Genomic DNA, 13,529 nt, shown 5'->3' on the forward strand with positions numbered 1-13,529 from the left:
TGACTGTGTCTGCGTACAGCGTGAGTACGCTGCTGCGCTGAAGCATGTTATTCTGAGAATTACCCGTATTCTATCAGATTGAACCGAAAAAACAAGTGAACGGACTGTGACGGCTTATGCAATACGGTAATAATTCAGTAGCCCGTTTATTCCATAATATGTATAATATAAGTGGCTAGTTTTGTATTTTTCTGTTATCTATTCAATATCAAGGAACTCAATTCATTGAATGGGAAGAGGCGATGGAATGGCAAAGCAGCGTATTAAATTGGCGAATGGTTATCGCGTGTTGTCGGTATGGCTAGCGGTTATTATGCTGGCAGTCTCCAGCATGGGCTCTGCTCGTGCGGAGGAAGAACTGAACGTGTCCGCCAGTGCAGAGATTGTGGCTAAATGGGAATTTGTAAACCTAAAGAACGATCCAGGCATCTTCTATGCTGCGTCCGGTTTATCCAAAGATTCTGCTACGCTTATCCAAGAGGTCGGTGGGAGTTCCAGAACAGGATTTACATTCGATGAGAGCGAAAAGAGTATCCGTTATCAAGGTTGGGACAAGGGCAAAGGCAAGAAAGCTTGGCTAGCCTCCTTGTCGACGAAGGGACTGGAGCAAATTACAGTATCTTCGCAGCAGAAGTCCTCCAGTACTGGGCCTAGAGACTTCAAGCTCCAAATTAGCACGGATCTGTCCAGGTGGACGGACGTTGAAAAAGGCACACTTGTGCTAGGCACGGAATACAGTTCTGCCAGCTCGTTAAACGGTATTGCGCTGCCAAGCGGTGCAGCCGATCGGGAGCGATTATATATTCGTTGGGTCGTAAACTCTGATTCAAAAGTGTCAGACAGCGGCTCGATAAGCGATACCGGCTCAAGTCGAATCAAGGATATCGTTGTTCATGGCGTACCCAAAACGAACAGCTCACTCAAGGTGCCGCAGTTATTAAACATGACCTTCAATGGAGGTGCCAAGACAAGCCTGGCGTTTGCTTGGTATACGCCGAAGGAGGTATCTGGCACGAAGCTGCAGGTGGTGGAAGCCTCCGAAATGGGGAACGGCGCATTTCCGGAAGCTAAGGCGATTACATATATGGGAAGTTCCGACATTATCGAGACATTCATGGTAAAAGGCGATCGATCCTCCAAGAAAAAAACGAAATTTGCAAGCCATAAGGTCACGGCTGATAATCTCAAGCCGGGGACGTCATATCGTTATCGGGCAGGAAATGGGGATGCGGATGGATGGGGAGCTATCGGCTCATTTACTACGGATCAAGCAGACAATCGAGATTTTCATTTTATCGTAGGATCGGATTCGCAAGCCTCCAGCAAGTCCACATTCGAACTCTGGCAGGATACGTTCCGCAGAGCGATCGAGCATATCGGGGATCCGAAGTTCTTTATATTAACCGGGGATTTGGTCGACAATGGTGATTTGGAATCACAGTGGCAGTGGTTTCTGGGCCTCCCTCAGCAGGAACTTGCCCGAGTGCCGCTCGTGCCCGTGCTTGGCGGCCATGAGGTGAAAGATTACGATGGAGACGAAACTACGGAGAACAATAATTTCTACAACCATTTTAACTTGCCGAAGGATGTAGTGAAAGGTACTCACGACGGTTCCGTATATGCGTTCGAATATGGGGACGCGCTCTTCATGCAATTCAATTCCCAGTTTGAGGGCGGATTGAATAAAAAAGGAGAACTAGAGTGGGTGGATCCCGAATTCAACGCTCAATTGGACTGGATGAGAAATCAGGTTGCGAAGACTGATAAGAAATGGAAGTTCGTGTCGCTCCACAAAGGCCCTTACTCGGCAGGAGACAATGCGGGACAGTGGGAAGATGGCCGAATCCAGTTCTACAAAAAATACTTGGTACCCGTATTCGATGAGCTGGGAATTGATATTGTGTTCGAAGCCCATGACCATATGTATATGAGATCCTACCAAATGCTCAATGATAAGCCGATCAAAAACGTGGTGAAGGATAAAGAGGGAAATGTAGTCGATCCGAAAGGCTCCGTCTACCTCATGACAAACTCAGTAGGCGGGAAATTTTACGAAAAACATCCGGGGTATGACGATTATTTTGCAGTCATTGACGCACAGCCGTTCAAAAAGATGTTCACTGATGTTTCGATATCGAACGATGTTTTGAAATTCACGTCCTATACGGCGGCAAAGAACGAAGGGATTAAGAAATACGACGAGTACAGCATTAAAAGAACGGACGGCAAGCCTGGCAAAGTGGAGCAAGCCAACCTGAAGTTCGAGAGCAGAGATGCGATTCTGTCGTGGAGCCGTCCTGCCGTTGGAACGGAGCCTGTTAGAGGTTTCCGAATATATGAGCAGGATGATAAGGTGGGGAAAAATTGGAGTCTGTATGTCCCAGCCCTTCCAAGTCAATCCGAATATAGTTATGTGCTTAAGAACATGGATTCTAAGCAGAGCTATCGCTTCGTAATTAAGGCGGTAGGAGCAAGAAATAATTCGGATCCCGTTCAGGTTGCTCATGGCAAGCAGTAAGCTTGGTGAATTGCCGACATCGGGAAGCTTCGGAATTACAGCTTGAAAAACAAGAAGAGTGCGCATCAGCAGTAGTCTGGCTGCGTCACATATTCGATATAATACTGTATAGAACCAAATAAAGCAGAAATAAATAAACCGGTTCCTACTGCATAGTAGAACCGGTTTATTTATGTTGTTATCGCTTTTAGATGATTCACTTCGCATGATCTTAAATTGGAGTCTCGGTTATAATCCTTGCACCGTTGGAGCAGGTGCCGGTTTCAGCTTGCGTGTTCGTCTGTGGCCAATTACCCATGATACGAGCAGTGTCCAGATTGGAATAACCCAGAGGAAGACTGCGAATGGTGCATATTGATGAACGGGAATACCCAATATTGTGCCGCACAGTACCGCAAGCAGGTTCCAAGGAATAATAGCGGCAAAGACGAGCGCGCTGTCCGCAATCACCCTTGCAAGTTGTTCCTTCGGGAAACGCTCCGACCACAGCGGCATCACGCTCCGGCCTGCCATCATAATTGGCAGTGTCTGCGTACAGGATACAAGGGTTAATGATAATCCGAATAAACCGACACGGACGGTTGCTCCTGGCAGTGCGCTGTTGCGCCCAATAAAGGCAGCGATATACGGCTCCAGCGAACGAGTAGCCTCCAATATGCCATTAAAAGCACCCGCGATCATAATAAATAGGACAAGCTCAATCATATGCAGTACTCCCTTCGTATGAAGGGAAGGGAGCTCGGCATTTTCATATCCGAACAAGAAACCATTCACCCATTCGACTGGCGTCGCTCCTTGCAGCCATGTACCGATCACGAGCGCAACAATAATGGACATGGTAAAGGCGATGCGAGCCTGTAGTCGGAATACGATTGCGATAATCAAGACAGCAGCAGGAGCGAACAGCCAAGGACTGAAGGTGAAGTGGCTATCGAATGATTCCATGCGCAGTGCTTGTTCCGGTACAGTCCACCTCCCCTGTGTATCGAACCACATGAAGAATGCGGTCGCTGAAGCCAGTGCCAGCAGCGTGGTAGGCACGAGAGCTGGGTATTGGCGACCGACACTCGTCCCTGTAGAGTCCGCAACAAGACGATGCGTGCTGGAGAATGGCGATGTCCGGTCTCCGACAAATGCGCCGGAGACGAGTGCCCCTGCCATAAGCGGCAATGGAACGCCCGCAATCGCAGCTACCCCCATCATGGGAATGCCTACAGCGCTAAGTGTTCCAGTTGAAGTCCCGAGCAGCATGGAGAAGATCGTGGAGAACCAGAACGTGAGTGTTGTCATATAAGCAGGATCGATCCAAGACAACCCCTGTTCGATAAGATAAGGGATCGTTCCGCTTATGGTCCATGCGGGAATCATAAGTCCGACCATAATAAGTATCCAAGCTACCCCAAGTGTATGCTTGGCTCCATCCCTCATATAACGAAGCAGAGAAGTCCATGTATTGCCTTGGCGACGAGATAAGATGGTGAGAACGATGAAGCCGAGTGCAAACCCAATAAGAAGTGGAACATGAAGCAAGTAAGCTGCAGTTAGTCCTGCAATGGTAGTCATAATGACCGTAATCAGCTGTTGTTTCGATAACATGGCAATTAGGCAACTCCTGTCTTATACTCTAATGCTGCATCTATCATGCAAGCAATAATCATCACGATGGTTCAAGCAGATTACGTTCAGGTTGTACTGTCGTTCTTCGCTGGCAGTCAATGTGGGTGGTGATGAAGCCAGTCCGAGGTAGCCTCGATTGCAGCTTCAAGTGCTGGGGTCGTGCCTTGGAAGGGATGAACCGTATTAAAGGTGTGTCCGGCATTATCAATGGTTATCCATTTCGCTGCAGGATAGTTATCAATTAGCTGTGCCGATCCCTCGCGGAATCCAGGCAAATCATCGGAGCCTTGAACGAGAAGCAGGGGGAAATGAGCCTTCTCCATACGTTCAATCAATGCATATCTCTCCACATTAACCTCCAAATCCTCCAGCATAACTCGATCTAATGGCAATGCCTCTTTGGTGCGGGCATTAATAACGGCAGAACGCCCGGATTGCCTCATCTCCTCCTTCTGTTGTTCCGTGAACAAATCCATATTCGTAACACCATTCCACGAAATTACGCCATTTACCGCATCCGGGTGGTCGAGTGCATAGAGCAGACTGCTTGCGCCTCCACGGCTATGTCCTAGCAAGTAAATGGGTGTCTTCGGCAATACATCATATTCGATTCTTTCAGAAATTATCCACTGGCCAAATTTATCTGAACGTACCCAGTGGAAGAGACGATCTATATCTTCCTGCTCTCGCTGATAGGTGTTAACGGCAAATCGATCAGGTTCATCGAAGCGATCGAGCGAAGGGCCGACACCGTTATATGTGAAGTTGAAGGTTAGGGTCAGGAGTCCGCTGCGTTCAGCTAGCTGTTCACCGACATAAGGGAACATGCCCCAATCCTTGAATCCCTTGTAGCCGTGGGCTACAAGAAGCACACCTGTCTTTGGCTTTTCCTTTGAATTGAAGGTGCTGCCAGGGGTGAAGGCATCGCCTCGCAAAATGCGTTCTTGCCCTTCCCATGAGAGCGTAAATGAATGTCTCATTAATCCGACCCCCTTGGTCTGATAATATCCAGCCATATTGTAACACAGAATAAGAAAAATGGTGCATGGTATCCCAATAAATGTATTGACATATTTAGGTTTACAGGTGTACTATGTGTACTAGTTGAAGTAGTACACTTGTAAGCGAATCTATTTGAAGCTGCTACGTAATTGCAAATGTGAAAGGAGGCTGCCATGTTTCGATTACATGAACAGAGTGCTATGCCGATTTATGAGCAAATCGTCGAACAGATGAAGGCTCTAGTTGCGCAGGGAGCGCTGCAAAGCGGAGACAAGGTGCCGTCCGTAAGGGAGTTGTCGACAATGCTGTTAGTAAATCCAAATACAGTGAGCAAGTCTTATCAGGAATTAGAACGCCAAGGAGTAATTGTGACGGTTCGAGGCAAAGGAACATTCATTGCGGATACACCTGTCCCTCGCATGGCGAATGAACGAATGACGAAGCTGAAGGATGAATTGAACCGCATCGCCGTTGAAGCGAAACATCTGGGGCTGGAGCGGAAGGAATTTATAGAGATGGTGGAGCAAGCTTCGGAGGAATGGTGGAGGGATGAATCATGATGCGAGTGACGGATGTCCATAAAGCAATAGATGGGAAACCGATACTTCGCGGAGTAAGCTTTACGATCGAACCAGGGAAAATCATTGGACTCGTAGGACGGAATGGAGAGGGTAAGACCACCTTACTACGGACGTTGGTTGGGGTATACGACCCAGATCAGGGCAGTGTATCGTATGACAGCAAGGATATTCACACGCACACACATGCGGTATGCAAGCAGGATGTTGTATTCGTACCCGATGCTCCAACTGCGCTAGAAATGTACACGATTCGGGAATGTGCTGCGTGGTACGGAATGATCTATCCCAAATTCGATTTGTTCTTCTTTACGTCGGCGATGGAGCGGTTCAAGCTGCCGATGCACAAGCGAGTTCGCACCTTGTCCAAAGGGATGAAGATGCTGTTCAGTACGGCGCTTGGTCTTGCAACGAAGGCTGGGTTGATCCTATTCGACGAACCGACGAATGGCGTCGATGCCGTTGCTAAGAAACAGCTCCTCAGCTTAATTGTCGACTCGCTCCATGAGAACAACTCCATTGTCATCTCGTCACATATGCTCAGTGAGCTTGATCGGATTGCCGATTCTGTGGTTCTGCTGCGAGATGGGAGAACGGATGATATATGGGAACTGGAGCTTTTGCGCGAGCAGATGAAGAAGCTGCAGGTTGTATTTAACGGGGATAAATCTCCGATGTGGCTGCATCGGGAAGATGTGTTCGTTCTACAACAGGTCGGCCGTGTATATACGGTTATCCTAGAGTCGAATGAAGCAATGACAGAATTGCAAGAGCTGAAGCCGCTGCTCGTCGATGAGCTCCCATTGACACTAGAGGATTGGTTTATCGGGAAGGCGGGAGGTAACGATGATGAAGCATAAGCTGTTCGTAAAGGCGCTCTGGTGGAAGGAGTATCGTCAGACACGCGTACTGCTGTGGCTCATGCTGCTGGCGAGTTTTTTTCCTATCGTTTATACGCATATGTGGAAGTTGTGGTGGGCTTCTAAGTCGATGAGGGATACATTTGTTAAGAATGTTACCTATGTATATCAAGATGGCCGTGCAGGCGATAATCTGTATAACGATTATGGCGGTGGTTTGATTTTTATCATCCTTGGTAGTTTTATATTGTCTATTTGGCTATTAGGTCAGGAACGGCGAAATCAGGTGAATGAGCATATGTTTGCCCTGCCTTATCCAAGATGGATATTGTATTTGACCAAATGGATGATTGGTATTGTGTACATTGTGAGCACAATTGTTATTACACTAGGATTAGATTTCGTGGTGCTCGCATCCTCGCATGTAAGTGAATATGTCTCTATAGGGGAGATAGGTGTACGAGGACTCCATATGATTTTTGTAGCAGTATCCATATACACGCTTACCTTGTTCCTAGGATCCTTTACAGGAACATGGTCAATGCAGGCGTTGTTGTTTCTGCTTTGCATGACTCTATTTGATTTTCTGCGGTTTGTAATAGGAAAATTCGTTCATATATCCATGATCCCTGTGTCAGAATCCGCTCAATCTGTAATTGATATTGGCGTATGGGACAGATTTAATGTAGGGAATTGGGTCACGCATGAAGGGCCTGGATATTCGTATGGGTTTATAAGTATCGTTTCGATATTGTTATTACTCGCTGGCATGTGGCTGTACTCCCGCAATCGTACGGAGAATAACGGCAAACAGTTTGTATTCCCTGCTATAGAAAAGGCTTATATTGTGTTAGGTGTCATATTTGCAGCGCTGTACGGGGGAACTGTGGGTTATGACTTTTTTTCTCCGGGAAGGATTGGATATGTGTGCGGAGCAGGGGTTGGAGCTGTTCTTTGCTATCTGATTATTCGAACCTTGACACATATGCGCCCGCGTCGATAGAAATATAGATTTTGCTGCTGGTTGAGAGAGTCGTCCATATTTAATGTTCAGGGGATGTAGGTTCAGAGGGTTATTTTCTGTTGGGAGGTTCGGATTTTATGAGTTCAGAAGCAGTCCTTCAGCTTCGCAATGTAACCAAACAAATTGGCAAGCGCACGATTGTGGATCAGATGTCATTTGATGTTCCGGCGGGAGAAGTATTTGGATTTCTGGGTCCCAATGGGGCGGGCAAGACGACAACGATTCGGATGATTGTGGGATTAATTTCGATGACATCTGGTGAGATCTACGTGAAAGGAATTCCTGTGCACAAGCAGTTCGAGCAGGCAATGACCCATATTGGTGCGATAGTTGAAAATCCAGAGATGTATAAGTTTTTGACAGGGTATCAAAATCTCGTATATTACGGACGAAGACATTCGGGCATAACGAAAGAGCGGATTGACGAGGTCGTGAAGCTCGTTGGGTTGGAAAATCGCATTCATGAGAAAGTAAAGCGCTATTCACTGGGTATGCGGCAGCGGCTTGGTGTCGCTCAAGCGCTGTTGCACAAGCCTTCCGTATTAATTCTCGATGAGCCAACGAATGGGCTGGATCCAGCGGGGATCCGTGAGCTGCGAGATTATTTGCGCAACTTGGCGCATCAAGAAGGCATCAGTGTCGTCGTATCCTCTCATTTATTGTCCGAGATGGAGCTGATGTGTGATCGAGTTGCGATCATCCAGACTGGCAAGCTGATCGATGTTCGCTCGATGAGGCAATTGAAGGAGAAAACGGATACGCAGCATATCGTGATTGATGTCGACAACCCGAGGGCAGCTTGGGAGATGTTATCTGCAATGATGCCCGATCTTGATATGCATGTTGATGAAGGCCAGCTTCATATTTCGGCAGGGCGCAAGCGGGTGCCTGACCTGACAAGGGCGCTCGTGCATGCAGACATCGATGTGTACGGCATTCAAGCGGCGAATCTGTCATTGGAAGATCAATTTTTGGAGCTGACAGGAGGGGAGCGTATTGTCTAGCTATTACAAACTCATTCAGAACGAGAATATGAAGATATATCGGCGCCCTCGTACATGGATTATGATCGGAATACTTATGGCTGTTATTGTGCTGCTGACCGGTATTATGGAAATTGACAAAGACCCACGCAAGGGTGAGGGATGGCAGCAATATGTTGTCCAATCCAATGAACATTTGAAGCAACAGCTTACAGACAACAGTGGAAAAATTGGGCCAGACGCGAAGCAGGAGTTAACGAACCGGATCCAGCTCAATGAATACTACCTGGAGCATAATCGTAATCCGCATGCCTTGAACATATGGAGCATCGTGAATCTTTCTTCGAAGCTGATGCTGGTTGTTATTCTATTTACTGTTGTTATTGCAGCGGATATGTTCGCTGCCGAACATTCGTGGGGGACGATCAAGTTATTGCTCGTTGGGCCAGCCTCACGCACCCGCATATTACTGAGCAAGTATGCGGCTACCCTCCAATTTGCATTTGTTCTTACTGCAATCAATATTCTATTCTCCTTCTTGGTAGGAGGGGTTGTTGAGGGTTTTGGAGGTTTCTCACAGTCACTCATAGGTATCGGAGAAGACGGTACAATTGTAGAAAGTTCGAGGCTGCTTGCGCTGCTGAAGGATTATGGGTTCAGTATCATTGAGCTAGTTATGTTTGTGACATTGGCCTTTATGATATCGGCGGCATTCCGCAGCTCGTCTATGGCTATCGCATTTTCCCTGTGCTTTTTGCTCATTGGCGGAAATATGGCAGCGCTCTTCGCGCATTATAGCTGGGGGAAATATATACTGTTCGCCAATATCGACCTCCGTCCGTATTTCGAGGGAACACCACTCCGCCCGGATATGACGCTCGGCTTCTCGATTGCCGTGCTGATTGTTTACTTCCTTGCATTTCACGTTGTTTCTTGGCTTACCTTTACAAAGAGAGATGTAGCAGGATAATAGAGCTGGGCCGCCTACTTGGATAGGCGGCTTTTGTTGCTTCTGAGATTCACAGCTTCTGCACCTTCCGACTTCCTATTTCCCAGTAATGACCTTGGACCATGAATGAAGAAATGGACATTCGTTGAAAGCATACTTGTAACCGTACTATGCCACTGTATGGAACGAGCGTATTTCAATCACCAAGACAACTTCAATGATAAGGTCTCAAATCTTATTTATGCTTGCATGTTACGTAGTGATGAATCATCTACCCTTTTGGTTCTGTGTCTCTATTTATGTTTGCGTGTAACGCATTTGCGAATCATCTCTATCTTTGATTGAGCGGCATCAGCAGAGCATTAACGCCGTTTCGAATCAGTTGCATCTTGATTGCGTATCATCAGAACTTGTTCTTATTTGCATGTAACAGGCTTTTGCATCATTTGCAGCTTCACTATCAATGCGCCGCCCTCACTATTGTTGCCATTCGCCCATGTTCGTGCATATGTTGGAGTAGTGGCTCCACGTACTGATTATCTTCCATGAGACTAGGGGCATACATGCGGGCTTGGACAAGGGGTGACTTTTGCCATCTTAATTGTCTGAGAAAATTTGATATACTGGAATGTATGTAAGGTAACGTCCATACAACGATAGAGAGCTTCACATAGGCGAACACTCTCGTATTGGTATGGCTATAATGGATGTTAATGTGAAATGAATGTAATGGTAAGGTTGAATGAATAAGAATAAGTAAGGATGGAATAGCATGCATAACCTCTCAGAACGGTATCATGAATTATGTAAACGGATTGCGGAAGATTCGATAAAACAAGGTGAATGGCTCAAAGAACATACTTATACCCGAATGGGTGGCAAGGCCGATTTGTATGTAACGCCCGATAATTACGAAGGGCTGCAAGTTGTCATTGATTTCGCACGTCAGCATGAACTGCCGCTAACGATCCTTGGATTCGGCTCCAATCTAATCGTGAAGGATGGCGGAATTCGGGGAATTGTTGTCAATTTGAACAAGTTGAACAAAATCGAACGCCACGGAGATCAGATCATCGCGCAGAGCGGTGCGGCAATTATCGACGTATCGCGTGCCGCGCGGGAGCATCATTTGTCGGGACTTGAATTCGCTTGCGGCATACCGGGTTCTGTAGGTGGAGCATTGTACATGAATGCTGGTGCATACGGCGGAGAGATTGCGGATGTATTAGAAAGTACGCTGGTGCTTACGCCGGAAGGGGAGCTAGTTCGGCTTACCAAGGAGCAGCTTGAATTAGGATATCGACGCAGCAACATCGGTCCGAAAGGATATATGGTGCTGGAAGCAACGTTCTCACTTGTGCCGGGAGAATATGATGCAATTAAGGCGAAGATGGATGAACTCACATTTTTGCGTGAATCGAAGCAGCCGCTTGAATATCCATCTTGCGGCAGTGTCTTTAAACGACCTCCGGGGCATTACGCGGGACAGCTCATTCAAGAATCCGGTCTGCAGGGAACGCGTTTGGGTGGTGCTGAAGTATCCACGAAGCATGCAGGATTCATCGTTAACGTGGACAATGCGACTGCAGGCGAATATATCTCTCTTATTCGCCACGTACAAAAGACAGTTAACGAACGATTCGGCGTCGAGCTCGAGACTGAAGTTCGCATCATTGGCGAAGACGAATAATCACATCCTCTGATCTTGTAAATGGTTTGAGATAAACGGAGCAGCATACAATTCAGACTAGTTGCAAAAGTTATAGAGCCCTATGGAGGCCAGAACCTAATTCCAATATTGATGGAATTCCTCTGGTGTATCCACAGGGCTCTTGTTGTTTGTATTGCTTGTCTAGTGATAGCATTTGGGTGTGTGATTTGTCCTCTTACGGAGGAAAAAACACTGAAATGCCTTTCAAATGGTGGACACATTTTCGGAGGAGAGGTATATTCCTAGAAGCTATTTTTATCTATATATGGTGATATATGTTCGTATTTGTTTCTATATATAGAAATTCAGGTGTGGAGGACATACTATTGTCTTTGTCCACCTCTGTATAGACATTTCTCTTGTTTGTCCATTCACATTGTACAAAATAGTAGTACGTGCAGATAAGTGTGTTCAATTAGTTGCATTGATCTCACCAACGCCGTAAAATGCTGTCGGTCGAAGCCAAATGCCAAATGCCGAAGCAAAAACCTAGACCCGAGACCGGAACCGCGAGACCGAGACTAAGACCAAGATCGAGGCCAAGACCAAGACCAAGACCAAGGCCGAGACCGGGACCGAGACCGAGACCAAGACCAAGACCAAGGCCGAGACCGAGACCGAGACCGAGACCAAGACCAAGACCAAGACCAAGACCAAGACCAAGACCAAGACCAAGACTAAGACTAAGACTAAGCCTAAGCCCAAGACCAAGACCAAGACCAAGATCGAGACCAAGACCAAGACCAAGCCTAAGCCTAAGCCTAAGCCTAAGCCCAAGACCAAGACCGAATCCGAATCCCCAGCCTAAGCCAGAGTCATCTTTCTATGATTTCTTTCTTTTATGTTTAACTGGGCTTAATTTCTCCGCTGGTTCCCTGTTTACTCTAAGCACGCTGGCGCTTGCAGCAGCAGAACGCGGTGGAGCACCCGGATGGTGCGAGCGGCGATGTCATGCACATCGTCTGGCGTGGCGCATAGCGGCAGCCAGAAGTAGAGGGTGTCCCCGAGCGGGCGGAGGATGAGTCCATCCTCGAAGCCCGCCTCGTACATTTGCGCCCCGATGCGCTGCTCGGGAGCAAATGGTTTGCGGTGCTCGACATCCTCATATAGGTCGAACGCCGCAACGAACCCGAGCTGCCGCACATTTGCAACGTGTGGCAGCTCGGCAATGCCGCGCATCGCCGAACTGAGCGCGGCAATGGTGTCCTGCGCTCGTTCGAGTGTATGCTCCTCCTCGAACAGGCGCAGGGAAGCGAGGGCCACGGCGCACGCCACCGGATTGCCGGTAAAGCTGTGGCCGTGGAAGAATGTCTTCTGCGCCGCGTAATCATCGTAGAACGCGGTGTAGATGCTGTCGCGGCACAGTGTAGCCGCGAGCGGCATTATGCCTGCGGTCAGCCCCTTGCTGAGACACATGATGTCGGGGCTGACCCCGGCGTGCTCACAGGCGAACATCTTGCCCGTTCGCCCGAACCCCGTTGCGACCTCGTCCGCAATAAGATGGACATCGTACGCAGAGCACAGCTCGCGCAAGCCTTGCATATAAGCGGCAGGCGTCATGATCATGCCGCCAGCGCCCATCAGCATCGGCTCGACGAGGATGCCCGCGAGTGTATCACCCTCGCGTTCGAACAGCTCGCGCACCGGCGCTAGTGCCGCCTCCGCGACCTCCCGCTCGCCAATAGGGCCGGATATGCGAGCAGTGCGCATATCCGGCGCAGGCACGCGGTGGGCATGGAACAGAAGCGGCTTGAAAAGTGAATGGTAGAGCGGAACTCCGCCCACACTTACCGCGCCCAATGTATCACCATGATAGCTGCCTTCCAAATAAACGAACTTTGTCTTCGAAGGGCGGCCGATCTGCTGCCAGTATTGGAAGGACATCTTAATAGCCACTTCCACAGCAGTCGATCCATTGTCCGAATAGAATACCTTATTTAGCCCCTCGGGGCTAAGCTGGACAAGCTTCTCCGCCAGTTCTATCCCTGGGGCATGAGTTAAGCCGCTGAACATAATGTGATCGAACTGATCCAACTGCTCGGCAATCGCGGCCTTAATGCGTGGATGCCCATGTCCGTGAAGGTTGCACCACCAAGAAGACACGGTGTCGTAATAGCGACGCCCTTCTGCATCGTATACATACATGCCCTCCGCACGTTCAATTAACACATGATCACGATCGGCATACTCCTTCATTTGTGTAAAGGGATGCCAGACATACGAACGATCCTTATGTAGAAGAGATTCCCGTCTTTCTGTTTCCATCTCATTCCCAGCTCCTTTGTAA

Annotated in this window: 10 protein-coding genes; 7 read left to right on the top strand and 3 right to left on the bottom strand. The window is 48.1% G+C overall.

Annotation, left to right across the window (positions count from 1 at the left end):
* Nucleotides 1–247: 247 nt before the first annotated feature.
* Nucleotides 248–2,518 carry a fibronectin type III domain-containing protein gene (locus RQP50_RS18645; RefSeq protein ID WP_315746331.1) on the top strand — a complete coding sequence of 757 codons (2,271 nt, stop codon included), beginning with the start codon at nt 248–250 and terminating at the stop codon, nt 2,516–2,518.
* Nucleotides 2,519–2,746: 228 nt separating this feature from the next.
* Here the strand turns inward: RQP50_RS18645 and RQP50_RS18650 are convergent, their stop codons facing one another.
* Both RQP50_RS18650 and RQP50_RS18655 read right to left on the bottom strand, forming a co-directional pair.
* The gene (locus RQP50_RS18650; RefSeq protein WP_072731070.1) at nt 2,747–4,114 is read right to left on the bottom strand and encodes a Na+/H+ antiporter NhaC family protein; all 1,368 of its coding nucleotides are present in this window, start codon (nt 4,112–4,114) and stop codon (nt 2,747–2,749) included.
* 116 nt (nt 4,115–4,230) lie between these two features.
* The gene (locus RQP50_RS18655; protein WP_315746332.1) at nt 4,231–5,115 is read right to left on the bottom strand and encodes an alpha/beta hydrolase family protein; all 885 of its coding nucleotides are present in this window, start codon (nt 5,113–5,115) and stop codon (nt 4,231–4,233) included.
* A 195-nt stretch (nt 5,116–5,310) separates the two neighbouring features.
* Between RQP50_RS18655 and RQP50_RS18660 the strand changes: the two genes are divergently transcribed.
* The 6 genes from RQP50_RS18660 (at nt 5,311) to murB (ending at nt 11,221) form a co-directional block, all read left to right on the top strand.
* Nucleotides 5,311–5,697: a GntR family transcriptional regulator gene (locus RQP50_RS18660; protein ID WP_021256162.1), complete on the top strand. Its 387-nt coding sequence runs from the start codon at nt 5,311–5,313 to the stop codon at nt 5,695–5,697.
* Nucleotides 5,694–6,575 (top strand): ABC transporter ATP-binding protein, encoded by an 882-nt coding sequence (locus RQP50_RS18665; RefSeq protein ID WP_072731072.1) that lies wholly within the window; start codon nt 5,694–5,696, stop codon nt 6,573–6,575. The genes RQP50_RS18660 and RQP50_RS18665 overlap by 4 nt, the downstream gene beginning before the upstream one ends.
* The gene (locus RQP50_RS18670; RefSeq protein ID WP_315746333.1) at nt 6,562–7,578 is read left to right on the top strand and encodes an acetoin ABC transporter permease; all 1,017 of its coding nucleotides are present in this window, start codon (nt 6,562–6,564) and stop codon (nt 7,576–7,578) included. The genes RQP50_RS18665 and RQP50_RS18670 overlap by 14 nt, the downstream gene beginning before the upstream one ends.
* A 98-nt stretch (nt 7,579–7,676) precedes the next feature.
* Nucleotides 7,677–8,603 (top strand): ABC transporter ATP-binding protein, encoded by a 927-nt coding sequence (locus RQP50_RS18675; protein WP_072731074.1) that lies wholly within the window; start codon nt 7,677–7,679, stop codon nt 8,601–8,603.
* Entirely contained in the window at nt 8,596–9,552 is a 957-nt protein-coding gene (locus RQP50_RS18680; RefSeq protein ID WP_315746334.1) for an ABC transporter permease, read from the top strand. The genes RQP50_RS18675 and RQP50_RS18680 overlap by 8 nt, the downstream gene beginning before the upstream one ends.
* A 751-nt stretch (nt 9,553–10,303) precedes the next feature.
* Nucleotides 10,304–11,221 (top strand): UDP-N-acetylmuramate dehydrogenase, encoded by a 918-nt coding sequence (gene murB / locus RQP50_RS18685; protein WP_021256157.1) that lies wholly within the window; start codon nt 10,304–10,306, stop codon nt 11,219–11,221.
* A 900-nt stretch (nt 11,222–12,121) separates the two neighbouring features.
* On the opposite strand, the gene bioA is transcribed toward murB, so the two are convergent.
* Nucleotides 12,122–13,507 (bottom strand): adenosylmethionine--8-amino-7-oxononanoate transaminase, encoded by a 1,386-nt coding sequence (gene bioA / locus RQP50_RS18690; RefSeq protein ID WP_315746335.1) that lies wholly within the window; start codon nt 13,505–13,507, stop codon nt 12,122–12,124.
* Between the last annotated feature and the right edge of the window lie 22 nt (nt 13,508–13,529).

The organism is Paenibacillus suaedae (assembly GCF_032337355.1).
Classification (GTDB): Bacteria; Bacillota; Bacilli; order Paenibacillales; family Paenibacillaceae; genus Paenibacillus_B; species Paenibacillus_B suaedae.

Coding starts and splice junctions, on each gene's coding strand:
- RQP50_RS18645 (WP_315746331.1), top strand. CDS start 248: ATGGCAAAGCAGCGTATTAAATTGGCGAATGGTTATCGCGTGTTGTCG.
- RQP50_RS18650 (WP_072731070.1), bottom strand. CDS start 4,114: ATGTTATCGAAACAACAGCTGATTACGGTCATTATGACTACCATTGCA.
- RQP50_RS18655 (WP_315746332.1), bottom strand. CDS start 5,115: ATGAGACATTCATTTACGCTCTCATGGGAAGGGCAAGAACGCATTTTG.
- RQP50_RS18660 (WP_021256162.1), top strand. CDS start 5,311: ATGTTTCGATTACATGAACAGAGTGCTATGCCGATTTATGAGCAAATC.
- RQP50_RS18665 (WP_072731072.1), top strand. CDS start 5,694: ATGATGCGAGTGACGGATGTCCATAAAGCAATAGATGGGAAACCGATA.
- RQP50_RS18670 (WP_315746333.1), top strand. CDS start 6,562: ATGATGAAGCATAAGCTGTTCGTAAAGGCGCTCTGGTGGAAGGAGTAT.
- RQP50_RS18675 (WP_072731074.1), top strand. CDS start 7,677: ATGAGTTCAGAAGCAGTCCTTCAGCTTCGCAATGTAACCAAACAAATT.
- murB (WP_021256157.1), top strand. CDS start 10,304: ATGCATAACCTCTCAGAACGGTATCATGAATTATGTAAACGGATTGCG.
- bioA (WP_315746335.1), bottom strand. CDS start 13,507: ATGGAAACAGAAAGACGGGAATCTCTTCTACATAAGGATCGTTCGTAT.